Annotated in this window: 17 protein-coding genes; 9 read left to right on the forward strand and 8 right to left on the reverse strand. The window is 53.5% G+C overall.

Annotation, left to right across the window (positions count from 1 at the left end; genetic code table 11):
• Nucleotides 1-136 precede the first annotated feature (136 nt).
• Complete coding sequence (locus ACZ5FK_RS06685) at nucleotides 137-1,216, reverse strand: permease (protein WP_464807387.1); 1,080 nt, start codon at nucleotides 1,214-1,216, stop codon at nucleotides 137-139.
• A 234-nt stretch (nucleotides 1,217-1,450) separates the two neighbouring features.
• Between ACZ5FK_RS06685 and ACZ5FK_RS06690 the strand changes: the two genes are divergently transcribed.
• Entirely contained in the window at nucleotides 1,451-1,954 is a 504-nt protein-coding gene (locus tag ACZ5FK_RS06690; RefSeq protein ID WP_464807388.1) for a DUF2179 domain-containing protein, read from the forward strand.
• A 252-nt stretch (nucleotides 1,955-2,206) separates the two neighbouring features.
• On the opposite strand, the gene ACZ5FK_RS06695 is transcribed toward ACZ5FK_RS06690, so the two are convergent.
• Entirely contained in the window at nucleotides 2,207-2,335 is a 129-nt protein-coding gene (locus ACZ5FK_RS06695) for a hypothetical protein (protein ID WP_464807121.1), read from the reverse strand.
• 241 nt (nucleotides 2,336-2,576) lie between these two features.
• Entirely contained in the window at nucleotides 2,577-3,473 is an 897-nt protein-coding gene (locus ACZ5FK_RS06700) for a 3-hydroxyacyl-CoA dehydrogenase (protein ID WP_464807122.1), read from the reverse strand.
• Nucleotides 3,474-3,829: 356 nt separating this feature from the next.
• On the opposite strand from ACZ5FK_RS06700, the gene ACZ5FK_RS06705 reads away from it, so the two are divergent.
• The 3 genes from ACZ5FK_RS06705 to ACZ5FK_RS06715 are packed head-to-tail and all read left to right on the forward strand — an operon-like array spanning nucleotide 3,830 to nucleotide 8,095.
• Nucleotides 3,830-6,049, forward strand: a complete 2,220-nt coding sequence (locus ACZ5FK_RS06705) for an EAL domain-containing protein (protein WP_464807123.1) — start codon at nucleotides 3,830-3,832, stop codon at nucleotides 6,047-6,049.
• 22 nt (nucleotides 6,050-6,071) lie between these two features.
• A complete protein-coding gene (locus tag ACZ5FK_RS06710; protein ID WP_464807124.1) occupies nucleotides 6,072-7,706 on the forward strand; it encodes a thiamine pyrophosphate-binding protein in 1,635 nt (544 codons plus the stop codon).
• Nucleotides 7,703-8,095: a carboxymuconolactone decarboxylase family protein gene (locus ACZ5FK_RS06715; RefSeq protein WP_464807125.1), complete on the forward strand. Its 393-nt coding sequence runs from the start codon at nucleotides 7,703-7,705 to the stop codon at nucleotides 8,093-8,095. The genes ACZ5FK_RS06710 and ACZ5FK_RS06715 overlap by 4 nt, the downstream gene beginning before the upstream one ends.
• 71 nt (nucleotides 8,096-8,166) lie before the next feature.
• Here ACZ5FK_RS06715 and ACZ5FK_RS06720 read toward each other — a convergent pair whose 3' ends face one another.
• Complete coding sequence (locus ACZ5FK_RS06720) at nucleotides 8,167-9,063, reverse strand: DUF2971 domain-containing protein (RefSeq protein WP_464807126.1); 897 nt, start codon at nucleotides 9,061-9,063, stop codon at nucleotides 8,167-8,169.
• Between the two features lie 106 nt (nucleotides 9,064-9,169).
• Here ACZ5FK_RS06720 and ACZ5FK_RS06725 point away from each other — a divergent pair, with 106 nt between their 5' ends.
• Both ACZ5FK_RS06725 and ACZ5FK_RS06730 read left to right on the forward strand, forming a co-directional pair.
• Complete coding sequence (locus ACZ5FK_RS06725; protein ID WP_464807127.1) at nucleotides 9,170-9,844, forward strand: hypothetical protein; 675 nt, start codon at nucleotides 9,170-9,172, stop codon at nucleotides 9,842-9,844.
• Between the two features lie 85 nt (nucleotides 9,845-9,929).
• Nucleotides 9,930-10,421, forward strand: a complete 492-nt coding sequence (locus tag ACZ5FK_RS06730) for a DinB family protein (RefSeq protein ID WP_464807128.1) — start codon at nucleotides 9,930-9,932, stop codon at nucleotides 10,419-10,421.
• Between the two features lie 26 nt (nucleotides 10,422-10,447).
• Here ACZ5FK_RS06730 and ACZ5FK_RS06735 read toward each other — a convergent pair whose 3' ends face one another.
• From ACZ5FK_RS06735 to ACZ5FK_RS06750, 4 genes are all read right to left on the reverse strand, one after another.
• Entirely contained in the window at nucleotides 10,448-10,723 is a 276-nt protein-coding gene (locus tag ACZ5FK_RS06735) for a hypothetical protein (RefSeq protein WP_464807129.1), read from the reverse strand.
• An 868-nt stretch (nucleotides 10,724-11,591) separates the two neighbouring features.
• Nucleotides 11,592-12,872 carry an EF-P 5-aminopentanol modification-associated protein YfmH gene (yfmH, locus tag ACZ5FK_RS06740; RefSeq protein ID WP_464807130.1) on the reverse strand — a complete coding sequence of 427 codons (1,281 nt, stop codon included), beginning with the start codon at nucleotides 12,870-12,872 and terminating at the stop codon, nucleotides 11,592-11,594.
• Nucleotides 12,873-14,168 (reverse strand): EF-P 5-aminopentanol modification-associated protein YfmF, encoded by a 1,296-nt coding sequence (yfmF, locus tag ACZ5FK_RS06745; RefSeq protein WP_464807131.1) that lies wholly within the window; start codon nucleotides 14,166-14,168, stop codon nucleotides 12,873-12,875.
• Between the two features lie 75 nt (nucleotides 14,169-14,243).
• Entirely contained in the window at nucleotides 14,244-14,585 is a 342-nt protein-coding gene (locus ACZ5FK_RS06750) for a thioredoxin family protein (RefSeq protein ID WP_464807132.1), read from the reverse strand.
• Between the two features lie 465 nt (nucleotides 14,586-15,050).
• Here ACZ5FK_RS06750 and ACZ5FK_RS06755 point away from each other — a divergent pair, with 465 nt between their 5' ends.
• The 3 genes from ACZ5FK_RS06755 (at nucleotide 15,051) to ACZ5FK_RS06765 (ending at nucleotide 19,684) form a co-directional block, all read left to right on the forward strand.
• Nucleotides 15,051-16,736, forward strand: a complete 1,686-nt coding sequence (locus ACZ5FK_RS06755; RefSeq protein ID WP_464807133.1) for a methyl-accepting chemotaxis protein — start codon at nucleotides 15,051-15,053, stop codon at nucleotides 16,734-16,736.
• Nucleotides 16,737-17,331: 595 nt separating this feature from the next.
• Nucleotides 17,332-18,987 (forward strand): ATP-binding protein, encoded by a 1,656-nt coding sequence (locus tag ACZ5FK_RS06760; RefSeq protein ID WP_464807134.1) that lies wholly within the window; start codon nucleotides 17,332-17,334, stop codon nucleotides 18,985-18,987.
• On the forward strand, nucleotides 18,980-19,684 hold the full coding sequence (locus tag ACZ5FK_RS06765) for a response regulator (protein ID WP_464807135.1): 705 nt from the start codon (nucleotides 18,980-18,982) through the stop codon (nucleotides 19,682-19,684). Before ACZ5FK_RS06760 ends, ACZ5FK_RS06765 begins: the two co-directional genes overlap by 8 nt.
• Nucleotides 19,685-19,739: the final 55 nt, after the last annotated feature.

Genomic DNA, 19,739 nt, shown 5'->3' on the forward strand with positions numbered 1-19,739 from the left:
CTGTACGGGTGTATGATTGATTATTTTATCCGCTTGTTGAGTAAGGAAAGTCCGCAGAGCGCTTAGGAATGGTCTGGGTATCTCTCCTGCCGATCATTGAAAAAAGCCGTCCTAGTGTGTTGAGACGGCTTCCTTCTTATAGTATGGCTAACCCGAGCAGTCCCGCGAGTACGCCGGCCGCCACAACAGCGCTACTGACAAAAAGCAGCGCCTTTAGAGGGAATGACTTGCCGACCATGAGCAGGGATGGCAGGCTGACGGCGGGCAGCGTGATGAGAAGCGCTGCTGCCGGACCTCCTCCAAGCCCGAATGCCATCATCGTGCCGATGATCGGGATCTCCGCTGCGGTCGGGATGACGAACAGCATGCCGCCGATCGCGAAGATCAGGATGAGCAGCAACGTGTCTCCGGCAAACCGGTCCATATGCGGGAATAAAATCCCCTGCGCCGCCCCCATAAGCAGGACGGAGAGGACATAGGCAGGCACGATGTAGAGCGTCATCTGCCCCAGGCTTTTCAGCCATCTGGACAGGAACGGCTGTGCCGGCTTATCTTCTTCCGGCAGATCAATGACATCCTGCAAATCTGCCTGCTTCACTTTCGGTGCGAAGCGGTTGGCCCAGTAGCTGACACCGAACGTTATGACGACGCCGAAAACGACGCGCAGCAGTGTGAATTTCCATGATAGAACGAATGTCATGAAGATGAGCGTTGCTGGGTTCAGCAGCGGGTTGCCGAGCCAAAAGGCAAGGGCCGCCCCGACGGATACGTTTTTCTTCCTGAGACCCGCTGCAACCGGTGCTGCGCAGCAAGTGCACATCATGCCGGGAAGCGACGCGAGTCCTGCCGCCGCCGTGCTGCCGAACGACGTCTTGCCGAGCACTTTCATGAGCCAGTTCGTCGGCACCAGCACCTGGATGAGCGAGCCGAGGACGATGCCGAGCACCGCCGCTTTCCAGACGGCTTTGAAATAAGTCAGCGCATAGGTATACGCCTCATGCCAGGAGAAAGACTTGGATTCGTTCGGGTTGCCGAGGATCGAGTCCCCGATCGAGTGCGTCGTGATCGCCGTCATGCTTTTTCCGTAATACGGAAACCACTTTACATACGCGAGGCCGCCGATCGCCACGGCCAGGAAGAGAATGCTATAGAGAATCGTCCGCTTTTTTCTGGACGATTGAGCTAGTAGGGGTTGATTCAAAATTAGGACCTCCATCAATAAAAAAAGAACCGAATTAGTATATCACAATATACTCGGTTCTCCTAGGATAACGGATAAGGAGCGGCGGGTTGGCCGCCGTTTAGAGGGAGCGGATCTCTCGCAAGCTGACCGGTCGGCCGCTTTGGATTCCGTAAGTCTTCCTGCCCGAATCGTTAGAAAGCGCGGATTGCGTATGTTACAATGGGAACCAACCAAAAAAAGGCTAGGGGCGGTTTTAATTTGTTAACTATGATCCTGACCATTATCGTCATCAACATAGCGTATGTCTCCCTGTTTACGCTGCGGGTCCTCTTTACGTTCAAAGGCTTGCGCGTCATTGCGTCTCTCGTCTCCATTGCAGAAGTATTCATCTACTTGATGGGTTTGACGCTTGTGCTCGACAACTTGGATAAACCATTGAACATCGCTGCCTACTGTCTCGGATACGGGCTCGGCGTCTATATCGGCAGCCGGATCGAAGCGAAGCTCGCGCTTGGCTACATCGCGTTCGAAGTGGTGATCAACAACACCGATATGGAGCTCGCGCGGCATTTGCGCACCCTCGGGTACGGGGTCACTTCGTGGCTCGCTGACGGAAAAGACGGCAAGCGGCTCATGATGAAGGTCCTCGCCAAGCGGAAAGACGAGCAGAAATTGCGCAAGCAAGTGCTCGATATCGATCCGAAAGCTTTTATCATTTCGTATGAACCAAGCACATTTAACGGCGGATTCCTTGTTAAGAATTTGAGATGAAACTCCGGGCGGCGGCCCGGAGTTTTTTGTGTTCAGGCGAAAGATTTTGATGGTCGCGGAAAGTCATCCGGCCCCTCTCCCCTCCACCGGCGCGCTGCATGCTTTTGACAAATAAAAAGCTGGGCATCGTGCCGGCGGTTGCTTCGTTTGACGGGCGGGTTGCTTTGTTGGGCACGCTAGTTGCTTCTTAATGAGGGAGGATTGCGCTGTTTGAGCGGCGGGTTGCTTCTTTTGGTCGCTGATTGCTTCGTTTTAGCCGGTTATTGCTTCTTTCAGGCTGGCCCCCTTTCCGCTGGCGTGCTGCATGCTTTTGACAAATAAAAAGCTGGGCGGCAGGACGGCGATTGCTTCGTTTGGCGGGCGGGTTGCTTCGTTTGGCATGCTCGTTGCTTCTTAACGAGGGAGGATTGCGTTGTTTGGGCGGCGGGTTGCTTCGTTTGGCATGCTCGTTGCTTCTTAACGAGGGAGGATTGCGTTGTTCGGGCGGCGGGTTGCTTCATTTGGTCGCTCATTGCTTCGTTTTAGCCGGTCATTGCTTCTTTCGGGCCGTCCAATGCTCACACAAGACCGGCAGCCGCATGAAAAACCCCTGATCCACGCTGAATCAGGGGGTTGCCGCCATTTATTTCAGGAAATCCGGCTCCATGAAGGCGGGGTTCGGGTATTTGTAGAAGCCTTCGCCGGTGGCACGGCCGAGTTTTCCTTTGTCGATGTAGTCGCGCTGCAGCAGGTCGGCCAGTTTCTTGAATTCTTCCTGGCCGGTCGCCTCCGCCTTCGCTTTGACGATGTTGTAGGCGGTCGTGATGCCGACGACATCGAGGATGGCGAATGGTCCCATGGGTGCTCCGGTTCCGATCATCCATGTCTTGTCGATCGTCTCGGGATCTGCCACTTCCTTGACGAGCAGCATTTCCGCTGCGTCGAGGAACGGGACGAGCAGCGAATTGAGGATGTAGCCCGGCTGCTCTTTCTGGAGCGGAAGCGGCACCATGCCGATTTCTTTTGCGAACTGGATGACACTGTCGAATACGGCCGGGTCCGTGCCCGGGTGCTTCATGATTTCCGCCGTGTTGTTCTTCCAGATTTCATTGGCAAAATGCAAGGCTAGGAATTTGGACGGACGGCCGGTCGCCTCCGCGAACTGGCTCGGCAGCAATGTCGACGAATTGGACGCAAAGATCGTCTTGTCCGGTGCGACTTTCCCAAGTTGCTCGTAGAACGATGTCTTAATGCTCACGACTTCCGGGATTGCCTCGATCACAAGGTCCGCATCCTTCACGGCTTCCGCCAAATCGCTAGAGAACGACAAACGTTCGTACGCCTTGTCGAAGTCTCCGCTGGTCATGCCGACATCTTTTTCGTAGTACGGCTGCAGGGCGCGGATCCGCTTTTTGGCCTTGCCAAGCGCTTCGTCATTGATGTCGTAGACGCTCACATGGAAACCTTTGGATGCCGTCTGGAATGCGATCTGGCTTCCGAGCACGCCGCTCCCCGCCACTGTAATATTTTTGAATTCCATCGTATCTCTCCTCTCTATTTTCAGCCAATACAGGCACTATAGAAAGAGTACCCCGTATTTCTAAAGGAAATCATCCGTAATGAGATTCGCTTGCTAGGTCAGGTTCGGTATCCTCTCTTGCCCTGCTCGTTTTTTAATGAAACATTTCCCAAATGGTTTTCAACTTTTCCTTTGTCTCGCAATTGAATTTCCCTTCTACTAACTCTATACTTATTTAATAACGTTAAAATGAATTGATATTTCAGTCCCGCTTGCATGGATGGCGGATGAAGGAACTAGTAACGTTTCCATTCCTGTAAATCAGGTGGAAGAGTTACTTTTTTCAATATGACTGACTGACTATCTTGGAGGAATTTATGAGTCATCTTGACTATTCTTATATTGATGCGTCAAACCGGTATTGTGAAGAAGCCGGTATGGATCCGCATGTCGTTTCGAAACCAAAACATTTCTTGGAAGGCGATGAACTCGAAGCGAAGAGGTCGTCGTATTCGGAGATTTTGTCGATTGTCCGCTATTTCTCGAATAAGCTGCTGGATTCATTGAAAGGGACCCCGATTCTGGTCGTCGTCTCGGACGCAGAAGGATATCTGCTCGCCATTGATGGAGATGAGACGATCAAGCAGACGATCGAGCAGTTTGGAATCCAGATCGGCAGTTTGTTCACGCTGGAGGACACAGGGACGAACGTGATCAGCCTGTCCTTGCAGCAGAAGCATCCGATTTCCATTCTTGGACCGCAGCATTATCATACGTTCCTTCACGAGATCGCCTGCTACGGCACGGCTTTTCATTACACCGATGAGAACAATCTCCTCGGCAGTGTTTCCATCATGATGCCGATCCAGTTCCAGAATCCGATGTTCCTGACGATGCTGACACAGGCGGTTGATTCGATCGAACGGGAATTGCTGCTCCGGAAGCAGAACCGCAAACTTAATATGCTCAACCAGATCATGCTCAGCCGGACGCGGAATGGGATTGTCATTACGGATGAGCACGGGATTACAATCGAGTTCAATGATTTCGCCGAGGAACTTTCAGGGAACCGGCGGCAGGATGTCATCGGCCGCAATATAAGCAATTCCCCAATTACAGGACGTTTCTTTAAAGAGGTTCTTAAGAACGGCACCATTTATACAAATGAAGAGATCTCTTTCACGTTGAATGGAAAGCAAGTCGTCTGCCTGTTCGACGCCCAGCCGATCTACGAAGGCCAGAGGATGATCGGGGCATTCGGCCAGTTCAGGGATATATCGGAACGCCATTTTCTGAAGGAGAAATACAATTATTTAGCGTATCACGATGATTTGACAGGCCTGCCTAACCGGCGCTTCATAAAAGAGGAGCTGGAGAGGATTGTCACAGACATTCAGGACGGGGCTGCGCGATCGCTCGCCCTCCTCTTTATCGATCTGGACAGGTTCAAAGTGATCAATGACAATTTCAGCCATTCTTACGGGGATATCCTTCTTCAGAAATCCAGCAAGCGCCTGTCCGAATGCCTGGGAGAACATGATGTTCTTGCGCGGATGGGGGGAGATGAATTCGTCTTCCTGCTGAAAGATTTTGAGGAACCCGGCTACCCCGCCGAATTTGCGGCAAAGGTGCTTGACCTGTTTGTTGAATCGTTCTATATCGGGGACGATGAGCTGCATACGACCGCGAGCATCGGGGTCGCCATCTATCCCGACTATCCGATCACTGCGGAAAAGCTTCTCGTCTATGCGGATAATGCGATGTACCAGGCAAAGAAACAAGGGAAAAATCGGTTTGTCGTCTATACGTCCGAACTTCTTGCCGGCTTGAAGGATGAGTACCGGCTGGAAACGGATTTGCATAAGGCCATTGAGAATGAAGAATTCGTCTTGCATTATCAACCGCAGCTTAATCCGGCCACGGGCGAAATCTTCGGGCTGGAAGCGCTTATCAGATGGGAGCATCCGGAACTTGGACTTCTGCCTCCCGGCAAATTTATCGGCCTTGCCGAGGAAAATGGGTTGATCACCCAGATCGGGAAGTGGGTCATCCAGGAGGCATGTGTCCAGAACAAGGCGTGGCAGGATGCGGGCCTGACACCGGTGAGCATGTCCGTCAACTTGTCCACGCAGCAGTTTCTGACGAAGGATCTGGTGTCGCATGTCAAAGAGACGCTCGCGCGGACAGGGCTCGATCCCCGCTACCTCATTTTGGAAATCACGGAATATATGGCGATGGAATACGAGTATTCCTTACATGTGATGAAACAGCTGAAAGAGCTGGGCATCGGCATCAGTATCGACGATTTCGGGACAGGCTACAGTTCCCTGACCTACTTGCATAACTTCCCGATCGACGCCATCAAAATCGACAAATCTTTCGTAGGCGATCTCATGAACGGCGGCCATAATGCGTTCATCGTCAAAGCGATCATCACGCTGGCGCATAACTTGCAGATGAAAGTGATTGCGGAAGGCGTGGAGACAAAGGAGCAGCTGGATTTCCTGATTGATCAGCAATGTGACTTTGTGCAAGGGTTTTATTTCAGCAAACCGCTTCCGGCCAGTGACATAGAAAGAGAATACCTCGCCGAATGAAAGCGGGAAACGGAGGAAACGAATGGCTACAACAGCTGCTGTTTTAACGGAAAACTTTTTACACTGGGGCGTGCACCATGTTTTCGGAATACCCGGAAAGGCGGTCTCCCCGATCCTTTTTGAGATGATTCCAAGGGAAATTGAATTTGTCCTGAGCAAGCATGAAGGGGCGGCCGGTTTCGAAGCGGCCGGTTATGCGCTCATGAACGGGAAAATCGGCGTCGCGGTCGGAACGTCGGGTCCAGGCGGCACGAATCTGATCACTGCAGCCGGGCAGGCGTCTGCGTCGAACATCCCCCTTCTCATCATCACCGGGCATCCGTCGATGAAAGATACAGGGAAATCGCTCGGCCAGGACTCGAGCCTGTTCGGGACCGATCTTACGAACATGTTCCAGCATGTGACGAAATTCAGCGCGCGCGTGGAGCGCGGCGACATGCTCCGTCCGTTTTTACAGCATGCGCTTGAGAAGGCGGTGTCCGGCGTGAAAGGTCCGGTGCATCTGTCCATTCCGTTTGACGTGCTGCTGGAGGAGATCGACCCGTTCCTGCTTGAGCTGCCGAAGCCGTATGACATGGTTTCGACGCTGATCGAGGACGCGGCGGAACTGCTCAGCCGGGCGGAGCGTCCCCTCTTATTCCTCGGGAAAGGGGTCCATTCCAGCAAGGCGTATGAAGAGGTCAGGCAGCTGGCGGAACGCTGGAATATCCCGGTCGTGACAACGCCGGGCGGAAAAGGCACGTTCCCGTCCCGCCACCCGCTTTCACTCGGCGCATTCGGGCTTGGCGGGACTCCGGAAGCGACCGCTTATTTCCAAAACCATGTCGATGTGCTGGTGGTCGTCGGCAGCTCTTTGAGCGATATGTCCACGGCCGGCTTGTCCGAGGCGATGTACCCGGAGCAGATCATCCAGTTCGATTACAATCCGACGTATATCGGCAAGTCCATACCTGTTCAAACGACCCCCGTCCTCGGAGATATTAAGGCGAACGTCAGGCTGCTGCTGGATTACGCGCCGGAAGCCGGCGAGTCCGCTCCTCTTCCCGTTCGCGAGGAGCTGCCGTTAGAAGAAAACGGGCCGGGCAAGCGGATGTCCGCCGTCCAGGTGCTGCGCGCATTGCGGAATGAATTGCCACCCGGCGCCATCGTCTTCGGGGATGACGGCAGCCATTCGTTCTACGCCATCCAGAACTTTGACATCGAGGAGCCGGGAACGTTCTTTTTCGACGATATCTTCGGCGCGATGGGCAACGGCATCGGCTATTCGATCGGGGCGCAGCTCGCGGCTCCTGACAAGACGATCGTCTGCCTCGTCGGCGACGGCTGCATGTTCATGCATGGCACGGAAGTTTCGACAGCATACAATTACAACGCCTCTGTCCTCTTCCTCGTCGTCAACAATGGCCGCCTCGACATGGTGGAAAAAGGGATGCGGAAAATGATCGGCACGTCGATCGGCGGCATTTATGAGACGCCGATGAACGCAGCAAAATTCGCCGAATCGATGGGGCTGACAGCTTACACCTCCCGAGATCCATTCGAATTGCGTGATCAGATCCGGGAAGCGCTTCAAGAGATTGCGGCAACACACAAACCGGTCGTTGTGGAAGCATTGGTGGACGAAGACGAAATCCCGCCGACGATGGGGAGGCAATGACAAACGGGCGATATGCAGCCGGCGCACGCGTCATGGAGGAGCTCTTCACGGAAGATACGCGCAACTATATGCAGTATATCAAATCGATCTCCCCGGACCTCTGGAACATGATCGTCGCATTCGGCTTCGGCGATTTATACGCGAGACCCGCGCTCTCCCTGAAACAGCGGGAGTACATCACCCTGACCGCCCTGATCACGCAAGGCGCGTTCGGGCAACTGAAAGTGCATCTGGAAGCCGCGCTTGACGTCGGCATGACAAAAGAGGAGATCATCGAACTGATCATCCATTGCGTCGGCTGCGTCGGCTTCCCGAAAGCTGTGCAGGCGATGGGGATGGCGGGTGAGGTGTTTGAGGAGAGAAGTCTTGGGCAGCAAGTGGAAAACTGATTAGTTCTGTTTACCATTCAATACATACAACAACAAAGCATCCTCGCTTGGGGATGCTTTGTTGTTCATAATTACACTAGCCGCTCTGCCTTCAGTTCAAATTGCGCAATCGCCTCATCGAAGACCATCTGCCACACTTCGCAGGAGAGCGTTTTGCCGATGGCGAGCAGTTTATCGCGGTGGCTGCTGCCGATCGAGAGGCCGAGGTAGATGCGTTTCGGGCGGATGCCGAGCTTGCCGGTGGCGATCGGCTGGCCGATGCCGATCTGTTTGTGGAAGTTGTAGAGGATCCGGTATTCATCTTCATAAGACCAAACGTCATGCTTCACAAAGTTGGTCAGGAACAGCAGCAGCAGGATGCCCTCAGTCCGGACGGATGGCCGTCTGCCGCTCTGCATCGCCACACGCACTTCCTCGAACATTTCTTCCGGAAGCTCCGGCGTCGTCGGCCGGTTTTTCTCGTAGAACACTTTGAACAGATAGCGCGGATCGATGACCTCATATTCCACGCAGTAACCGTTATGGTTATTCGCATAATGCGCCCACATCGGCATATTTCGGCTGAAGTTCGTGCTGAAGCTGCCGATTCCGTATTTGGCCTGCTGCTCCTTCACGTAGTCGTGGAGCCGCGTCAGGTCCGTCCCCGGAGGAGCCAGCCGGCTTTCATCATACAGCAGCGCCTTCATCTCGTATGGGTCATTGAGATTAAAATACGACGAGAGCCAGAATTCGCCGTTCTCGAGTATGCGGAGACGTTTGTCGTTCTCCTCTTCAAACGAACTGAAGCGATGGTCAAATAGCGGATAGTATTTATATAAAGCTTTTGGGATCTCTTCATTCTTGTACCGGATGGCGCCTTTCAGGTCGCCTTCCCGGATATGCTCGATCAGTTTCCATGTATCGATCGGGTCGTCCCCCTTCCCTGCTTGTTTTCTAGTAACGTACCAGATATGAGGTGCATTCCGCAAAGCATTCGTCGAAATGATTGTTCCGCCTTTGATTAGGGAACGGGAGAAAGAGGCATGTTTATAGAAAGGAATGCCAGAATTATTGGAATGAAAGGAGACGGAGTCCGTGAGACAATGGATGGTTTTGACGGTCTTAGCTTTGACTCTTGGAGCTTGCAGCGCAAAGGAAGAATCGGCGCCGCCTGCCTGGGAGAAGCCTGATTCCGGGGGGAATACGGAAACGACAAATGACGCCGAGGAGCCGAAACCGGATGCGCTGAAGGGCGATGACCTCTCTGCCTTTTTCCTGAAGGACGGCGCGACGGCTTATTTTAAAGGGGAAGGAAACGAATTTGCGACGTACACCGTCCGCACCGACTGGCTGGACGATACCCATGTGACGCTGTATGAGGATAACGGCGGTGTCCTAGTCGCGAAATCCTACCAGCTTGATAACGATAAGATTCTCGTGCTGCAGGAAGAACCGCTGGAAAACGATGACGTGCAGATCGGCCTGGACGACGTAGAGCATTTATCGCCGCTGCGCACTTACCTGGAGTTCCCGATCGAAAAGGGCAGCACGTTTGACGAGTGGACCGTGAAGGACGTCGACGCGACGCTTGAAACGCCGCTGCGCATGTTCGACAATGTCATCGTACTTGAGCATGATTACGATGATGGCGCCGTCAGCCGCAGCTATTTCGCGCCTGGCTACGGGGAGATCAAGCGGGAGTATGTGGCGGATGAGGATGGCAACGTGTTTGAGGTGACATCGGTGATTGAGAGCGTGGAGCAAGAGTGAGCGGAGTGTGCAGGCCCGCGGTCTTTCATATTTCATTCATTCATTTAAAAAATGGTATGCTGTCCTGATAAAGGAGTGGATATGTATGAACATCAATGATCTAACTCGCAAGGAGTTGCTAGATGAATCCGAGGGGCTGTCAGATGAGCAGCTGAACCGCAAGCCCTCGGATGCGGAGTGGTCGATCAAGCAAATCCTGGAGCATTTATATTTGATGGAAGGCATGATCGCGAAAACCATCGCACATCAGCTGAAGGCAGGAGACGTGACGACTGTCCCCGATAAACCGATCGAGCGGACGGTGGACCGTTCGGTGAAAGTGCAAGCGCCGACGTTTGTCAATCCAAGCGATGATTTTGCGCCTCTCACTGAGCTGAAGGACAAGCTTGCGCAGTCGCATGCCGCATTGCAACATGTCGCTGAACAGGCGGACGAAGCGGAACTCCGCGCCCGCTCCTTCACGCATCCCGTGTTCGGCGAAGTGAACCTGTACCAATGGATTCCATTTGCCGCCTACCATGAAAAGCGGCACATCGAACAATTACGAGACGTCAAACGCAAGCTCGGTTATATGTGAAAAAGGGACGGCCCGGTGCCGTCCCTTTATTTCTTGTCCCTTTTCACCGCAAGTCCCGTCCCCGTCACATACAACCGGATGGCGTCCTGCCCGATCTCCACTTCGGCCGGCGTGAAACCGCCGCTTCCCATCTCCTCCTGCCACTTCAGCATCTGCTCCTCGATCGTCCCGTCAAAAATATGCGTCCCCTTCGCCTCCGTCGGCACAGCCCACTCGCCCGCTGCCGCCACCCCGAACAGCAAGACCGCCGAGATGGCGAACCCCACCGCCGAGAACCCGATCGCTGCCACCTTGCTCCACATTCCCATTCCCCCAAGACATCTCTTTTTTCCACTGTACCTGATTTGTGGCTGGTTTTAAATTAAAAAATTCTGATAAATACCGCGGCGGAAATCCGTATTTCGCAGCCGCTCTCCACGCGTCCAGTTTGTTCGACAGCGACCTTTGTCTAATGCTGATAGTGTTTGGGGAGAAGTTTTTGTGTGGCGTGGAATAAAGGGCGAGGAGGGGGCGGGGGCTCCAAGTTGAGCTGCGGTGATTGGTACGTGTTTTTGGATTGCGTGTTTTTGGCGGTGGATTGCTTCGTTTTGCGGTTTGTTGCTTAGTTTGTTGGGTGCGTTGCTTAGTTTCCACTAGTCATTGCTTACTTCCGGTTGCGCGTTGCTTAGTTGGCACTGGTCATTGCTTACTTCGCAGCCTGGCGAGCTGGCAGGATTAATTGCCGACCAGTAGAATGCGATTGCTTACTTTGCGCGGTGGATTGCTTACATTTATGCTTGATTGCTCAACTTGCCGGGTGCGTTGCTTAGTCGGCACTAGTCATTGCTTACTTCCGGCTGCGCGTTGCTTAGTTTTCATGCTAGATTGCTTACTTCCGGCTGCACGTTGCTTACTTTTTACTGTTCATTGCTTACTCCACAGCCTGGCGAGCCGGCTGGATTGATTGCTCACGGCAGGCGACCGATTGCTTACTTTGCGCGGTGGATTGCTTACATTTATGCTTGATTGCTCAATTTGCCGGGTGCGTTGCTTAGTTGGCACTGGTCATTGCTTACTTCCGGCTGCACGTTGCTTACTTTTCACTGGTCATTGCTTACTCCACGGTCCCCCCCCGACCAATCAAAAACGCCTTGCCACTCCTTCATCAGAGCGGCAAGGCGGGGTTATATTTTATTCACGGATCGTACAAACCGCAAGGCGGTCTTCGTCGATCCAGTCTGCTAGGAACGCAAGCCATTCATCCATCGTGAGTGCCTGGATGTCCTCGATTGTCTTGTAATAGTCAAGACCGCGGACGGCGTGCCAGACGTACTGCTGGGCGTTTCCTTCGATGCTGTTCATGCCGCGGAGCGCGCGGCCGATCGCCCGTTTTTTGAGGCGTTCGAATTGAAGCTCGCTTGGGCGTTCGCCCTTCAGCGCGTGAAGGAGGCGCTTGATTTCGGATGCTAGCTTTTCCGGTTCGTCGGTGCTGCTTTCGAGCGCCGTGAAGCCGAAGTTTTTATTCAAATCAACGACGTAGCTGAATGAGTTGTCGATCAGACCGGCATTGTATAGCTCCTGATAGAACTTTCCGCTGCGGTTGAAGAAGCAGTCCATCGTCAGCTCGGTCAAATTGATGCGTTTGTTGAGCTCCGCGCTTTCAATCGGATTGCCGTATTCCTTGATGCCGACCATCACTTTCGGCGTGCTCACCTGCATATGGACGGTCTTTTCGCGCTGAGCGACGGCAACCGGTTCCGCGGTTTGGATGCGCTGGACCGGGCCTTGCGCCGCGAATGATTTCTCTGCCTGGTTTTCCTTGATGAACGCCATCATTTCTTCGGGATCGAAGTTGCCTGTCACGCAGAAGACCATGTTGGACGGATGGTAAAACGTGTCATACGCCGCCTGCAGATCCTCTTTCGTCATATTGTTGATGGAATCAAGCGTGCCGAGCACATGGTATTTCACTTCATTCTCACTGAAGAGGCTGTCCAGCATCTCCGTGTACAGGCGCATCGACGGGTCGTCCGCGTACATCTGGTATTCCTGCGAGATGATGCCCTTTTCCCTGTCGACGGTTTCGTCCGTGAAGTACGGTTCCTGCACGAAATCGAGAAGCGTCTTCGCATTTTCATAAAGATGGCTCGTACCGCCGAAGTAATACGTCGTTTCCGACGCGCTCGTGAACGCATTCGGCTGCCCGCCGTACTTAGCGAACACCTGGGTGACGTCATACTCGCCTTTGTCGAACATCTTGTGCTCGAGGAAATGGGCGACGCCCGGCGGCACGGTCACTTCTTCCGCTGTCAGTGGCGAGATGAACCGCAAATCCGCGGAACCGAAGTCGGTCGTGAACGTCGCGAACACTTTCGTCACCGACTCTTTCGGGATCAGGCAGACGTTCAGGCCGTTGTCCAATGTCTCTGTATAAATCGTTTCACCAATCTGATCAAACGCTAGTTTCTGCATTTAATTCCCCTCCTCGCTCGTCAACAGGAATACCGTGTCCTTCTGCAGGCGTGTCGCCGCTTCCACGACGTCCCCTTTCGATACCTGTTCGATTTCCTCGATGAACTGTTCAGCCGAACGCTTTCTTGCGCCGACGATCTGTTTATAGGCATTGTCGATCAGCCCCATCGCACTGTCCACGGAAGCCCGCTGCTGGTTGATCAAAATCGTCTTCGCTTCCTGCAGTTCCGTCTCCGTGATTTCGCCTGCGCGTATCGCTTCCAGCTGCTCGTCGATGATGTCCATCGCCTTCTTGCAGTCGGCAGGAGCGATTCCGCCGTAGACGAAAATCTTGTCGCTGAACAGGTCGATGTCCGAGTTGATGTAATAGGCAAGGCTCTCTTTTTCGCGCACATGCTGGAACAGTTTCGATCCGCCATGTCCACCGAAGACGACCGCCATCACGGTCACCGCCGCGAGTTCATCATCCGCGAACGTTGCATGCGACCGGTAGCCGATATTCAGGCGCGCCTGCTGCACGGAATCATGTTCGGTGAATTCCTTCGGCGCCTCCGCTGATTTCTTTTCAGCCGGCTGTACGACTTGCTCCGCCGCGTCTCCTGCATTCCACTCACCAAAGCCGGTCAGCGCTGAAGCGATATCCTGCTCCATCCGCTGCGCATCGAAATCACCGACGATGAACAGGTCGACGCGCGCTTCTGCCATCATCTGCTTGTACGCGTCAAACAGCGTGCTGCCTGTGATGCCGTCAATGTCTTCAAGGTACCCTTGGTCGCGGACCGAGTAATCTTCGTCCTTCGCCATCTCCTCGATCATCCGGCGCGCGGCGTATGACATCTTATCATCCTTTTCCGCAAGCAATTGCCGGCGGAGCGTCTCCTTCTCCTGGCGCACGATCGCTTCGTCGAACGCCCCGTCTTTCACAAGCGGACGGAAAATCATTTCATTCAAAAATGAAAGCACATCTCGCGAAAGCGTCTTTTCCCCTGGGATGAACCGCTCATTCCCATAATCCATCTGTACATTGAAGACATACTTAGATCCCATGCGCCAGCCGCCCATTCCGAGCGTCGCGCCGTATAGATCATCCAGCTTGTCCTGGATCTCAGGCCGCGTCGGATACGCTTCCGACCCCTTAAACAGCACCTTCGGCAACAGTGCCCGGCGCGTCGCCATCAGGCGGTCCATGTCCACCATAAACTTCATTTCAACTGTATTCGTCTTGAATTTATCCGACTTGATCAACTGCACATGCATGCCGTTCACCAGCCGGCTGTCCGTCGTTTTCTCCGTCATACTAGCCCCTCCTTCAACATGTGATGGAACCGGCGCGATGACCGGTTCCATGCGCAAATCTATGTAACTTCGCTGTTAGCAGACTTTCTCAATGCTCGAGCGTAGCGTCTCCGCATCTGAAATGCCGATCAGGTTGTCGACAACCTCGCCATCTTTCAGCACGACGAGCGTCGGAAATCCCATCACATCGTATGCAAGCGCATGCTTGTTGCTGCTGTTAAGCACTTCGTCAATATGGACGTCGTGATTCACGATCCTCACTTTACCCGCGAACTCTTCCTGTAGCTCCGCTAATAGCGGCGCGACGATCTGGCACGGCCCGCACCCTTCCGTCGAAAAATCGATGACGACCGGGATGGTGCTCTCTTCAAGAATCTTCGTCAATTCCTCCGCATTTACGCGCTGCAATTCACTCATTTTGCCGCCCCCTTCCACTCTCTCTATTCTTTTGACTATTGTCTGTATTGTAATGCTTTCAGGCTGCTGGGGACAATCAACCGCGCCTGCTTGGGCTGATTCTGTACATTTCCGTGTTCATTCGGGCTGGAGAGATGACGCGGCTGTGGTTATTGCTTCATTGGCGGTGAAGATTGCTTACTTCTGACGGGGGATTGCTTACTTCTGGAGCTGATTGCTAGCTTGCGGCCCCGTGTTGCTTAGTTCAGGCTTTGATTGCTGTAAACAGGGCCGGTATTGCTTACTTCTCGGGCCGGATGCTCTCAGTGCTATTGATTCAAAAAAAATCACCTGATAGCCCTCCTATCACAATAGATAAAATGTCCCTCATATATATGTTTACAATAGATATATCGTCATGGTATATTCTTCTTTGTCACTACTAGATCAAAACGTCAATAGCAATTTACTGGAAAGGTGAATATCATGTTTTCATTCAAACGTATATCTAGAAAGATCTTCTTCGGCTTTGGGTTAGTCATCCTTCTCACGGGAGTGTACAGTTCCTACAATTACTACATGAATCAGGGCACTAACAAGGCAGTAGAGGATATTGTCAATAAACAGCAGACCCTCATACTCGCGAGCGAACATCTTGCGGCTTCCATCGGCGAACGACTCTCCATGGCGCAAGGCTACGTGCTTACCGGCGACGCGGTGTACAAGAACTATTTTGATTTATACACAGAAGCGGGCCAGGAAAACGAGAAAACTATCCGCTCGTTCGGCACAAATCCGGAATTCGATGAACTCAGCGACCGGACACATGATTGGCGAAAGTACATAGAAGAGAACGTTTTTGCAGTATATGATGCAGGCGATACCCAAAAGGCCCAGATGAACCTCAGGAGAGCCGGGCAGGAAATCATGACGATCAAAGGCGGCTATGCGGATATTGCGCAACAGCGGGTGAAGGAGATGGAAAAGATCGGGGCGGATGTCATCCGGGCTGGTGAAACTTCCAGCAACATCACGATGTACGGCTCCCTTCTTATTGCGCTCATTTCAATCTTAGCTGCTGTTCTCACAGCCCGCAGCATCTCACGGCCGGTCAACGAAGTCGCAGGCCGCATGCGCCAAATGGCGGATGGCGATATCGGCCAGGAGCCGCTCATGACGAAATCGCGGGACGAAATCGGCCAGCTCGTCGGGGCCATGAATCAGATGAACAGCAATATGAACAGCGTCATCCGGCAGATCGACGATGTTGCGGCGACCGTCTCCTCCCACAGCGAGGAGCTCACGCAGTCTTCGAATGAAGTGAAAATCGGCACCACGCAGATCGCTGCGACGATGCAGGAACTCTCCGCCGGTGCGGAAACCCAGGCAAACAGCGCAAGCGATATCGCCATCCTGCTCGAGCAATTCGGCGAGAATGTCGAAGCAGCGAACGAGAACAGCGAGACGGTCCTCCGGAATTCCGGCGCTGTCCTGGATCTCACCACTGAAGGGCAAGGCATGATGGAAGCGTCCGAGCGGCAGATGGAGAAGATCCAAGGCATTGTCCATCAATCCGTCGAGCAGATCAAAGGGCTTGCGGTGCGTTCCAGCGAAATCACGAAGCTCGTCGTTGTCATCGACCAGATTGCCGAACAGACCAACCTGCTCGCGCTGAACGCAGCGATTGAAGCGGCACGGGCCGGCGAGCACGGCAAAGGATTTGCGGTCGTCGCGGATGAAGTACGGAAACTCGCCGAGCAAGTCACAAGCTCCGTGTCCGACATCTCGAGCATCGTCAACCGCATCCAACAAGAGACACATTCGGTATCGGACGCGCTCGCAGACGGCTACAAAGAGGTCGAATCCGGCACCGAGCAAATCCGCTCAACCGGCCACACCTTCAACACGATCAGCGACGCCATCTCCGCAATGGGTGACAGCATCCAGACCGTCACCGGCAACATGCAGACCATTGCGGACAGCACCTCGCGCATCAACGGAACGATCGACGAAATCGCATCCGTCTCGCAAGAAGCCGCGGCCGGCGTCGAACAGACTTCCGCCTCCGTCCAGCAGACCGCCAGCTCCATGGAAGAAATCGCGGACAGCTCCTCACAGCTCAGCACGCTTGCAGAAGAGCTCAGCGGGCTTGTCCGGCGGTTTAAATTGTAATGTGGTAGTTACAGAGAAGTGCCGGAATGGCGCTTCTCTGATTTTTTGATTGATTGCAGGGAGGAGCTTGCGATGATCCATTGCTTACTTTACAATCCCTGATTGCTTACTTATGGCCCGCCGTTGCTTCTAACGCAAGGCCATTGCTTGTTTCTAGCGTTTGATTGCTTCCTTAGGCCCTGCTATTGCATGATTCAGGCGTTCCATTGCTTACTTTCAGAAGACACCTTATTTTTAGCGTCCGATTGCCAGTTTCGGCTACGCTCCATTGCTTACTTTTGGCTATCTACTGCTTACTTCTGCAATGCCATTGCTTACCTCAGACGCCCGATTGCTTGTTTCCGACATGTCATTACTTATTTTCAGCGTCCGATTGCTGCCTTTCCGCCCCCTGTTGCTTACTTCCATTACTGCCACATGTATTCGCGGTGGCATACCGTCTCCCCTGCCACTAATATCTTCGCGATCCATGCACTTGGCCATTATAAGGTCTTTAGCCATGTCCTTGACATTTCCCCGCTGTGTACTGTATTGCTATTCCCCGCCCAATCTGTTATTCATTAATAATGAATTGCACTACAAGGAGCGGACAGCTATGGCACGCAGGAGAAACAGGAATCCACATATCCAGCCGATCATCCTCATTAATTTTAAAACGAAGCTTTTTCTTTTAGTCGGTGCGTTTACAATGGCCATCATTGCGGTGATCGGGCTTTTTATCGGCCACTTCATATCGGTCACCTTGGAGGAACAGGTCGGGGAGCGTGCGATGAGTGTGGCGGAGAGCGTGGCGCATATTCCGGAGCTTGCCGGCGCGTTCGCAGCGGAAGACCCGGCTTCGATCATCTCCCCTCTCGTTGCGCCGATCCAGCAGGCGACAGGAGCGGAATTCATCGTTGTCGGGAATACGGAGGAAATCCGGTATGCGCATCCGGATCCGGCTAAAATCGGCAAACGGATGGTCGGTGAGGATAATGAGCGCGCGCTCGTCCACGGGGAGTCGTATGTTTCGAAGGCGACGGGATCCCTCGGCCGCTCCGTGCGTGCGAAAGTGCCTGTCCGCTCAGGCGGCGAGATCGTCGGTGTCGTGTCGGTCGGTTTTCTCGTCAACGATGTTCAGCTGATCATTCAGTCCTATACGACAAAACTGTGGATCGTCCTGCTTTTGTTCGGAGTCATCGCCGCTATCGGCGCGGGCCTGATCGCGTCGTACATCAAGAAGGTGTTATACGGACTGGAGCCGGAGGAAATCGCCCATTTATTCATCCAAAAGGAGACGATTCTCCAGTCGGCGCATGAAGGGATTATCGCTGTAGACCAGAACGGCGTTATCACGATGATCAATTTCGCGGCCCGCCATCTGCTGTTCGGCATAGCGGAGCCGCCTGAAGGTTTTGAGGGCCGGCCGCTCGAAGATATGGAAGCTGCCCGGCATCTGCTCCCTCTCCTGCGCGATGAAAACGCCTGGATCGATCAGGAAATGGTGGTCGGTGCGACGGCTGTTTTTGTGAATAAAGTGCCGATTTTCTACGAGGAAGCTCTCGTCGGAACTGTTTTCACGTTCCGGATGAAGACGGAAATTGATTCCCTCACGAAGGAACTCGCTTCCGTCAAGCAGTACACCAATGCGCTGCGGGCCCAGACACATGAGTTTTCAAATAAGCTCTATACGATCATCGGACTGCTGCAGCTCGATAAAAAAGAGGAGGCGATCCGCTATATTCAGCGGGAGAGCTCCTTGCAAAAAAACACAATCTACTTGCTCATCCAGAAAGTGGCCGATCCGATGATCAGCGGGCTGCTTCTTGGCAAATTAAATCAGGCAAGTGAGCTTGGAATCGATTTGACGATCCAAGAGGATAGCCTATTATCCGCCCCTCTTCAGGAGCAGCAGAGCGAAGCCCTACTGACCGCTATCGGGAATTTAATTGATAATGCGATGGATGCGGTGAGGGGGAACCCGGCTGCTGCGCGGAAGATCAAGGTCTTTTTCACGGATATCGGCAATGATATCCTCTTCGAAATAGACGACGCGGGCAGCGGCGTGCCGGACGAGATCAGCGACACCCTCTTTGATGTCGGCGTTACGTCAAAAGAAGGACAGCACCGAGGATTTGGCCTCGCCCTGACAAAGCGGCTGATCGAGGATGCGGGAGGCACGCTTTACTTGGAAGAGGGCGATCTCGGGGGAGCCAGTTTTGTCGTGACCCTTCCGAAAGATGAGCGAGAAAGGAGTGAGACGGATGCGTGAATCGATCCATGTATTAATCATCGAAGACGATTTCCGGATAGCTGATATCCAGCGGCAATTCGTCGAACGCGTAAGCGGTTTTACCGTATCGGCAACCGCGAAGACGGGCGCGGAGGCACTCTCCTACTTACGGGAAGCCTCGGAATTGCCGGATTTGATCTTACTGGACGTCTATATCCCTGACGTGGCGGGACTGGAGCTGTTCTGGACCTTGCGGAATGAATTCAAAGAGACCGATGTCATCATGATCACGGCTGCCAAGGAAGTGGAAACCGTGACAGAAGCGCTGCAGGGCGGAATCTTTGATTACATAGTGAAACCTGCCGACTTTGAGCGGTTCGAACAGACGTTGCGCCGGTATCGGGAACAGAAAGAGCTGCTCGCCTCAAAGCGTGAGCTCGCCCAGGAGGAGATCGACCGCCTGACCGGTCTTCACGCGGAGCGAGCGCAACCCGGCAGCGGCGTCATTCTGCCGAAAGGGATTGACCAGATCACACTCGAAAGGATCAAGCGGGCACTTATGGCAAGCGGAACAGACGGCATCACGGCGCTCGCAGCAGGAAAGGCAGTCGGCGTCAGCCGCTCGACTGCACGCCGCTATCTGGAGTACCTCGTCTCTGTCAACGAAGCGGATGCCCAGCTGAAATATGGCGACATCGGCCGGCCCGAAAGGAAATACATGGCGTGGACAAAATGAACAAAACGAGCAGAACGGCCATTAGTGTTTTAACGTAAATAAACTTATCCTGCTA

This window comes from Sporosarcina sp. GTC18466, from assembly GCF_055389225.1.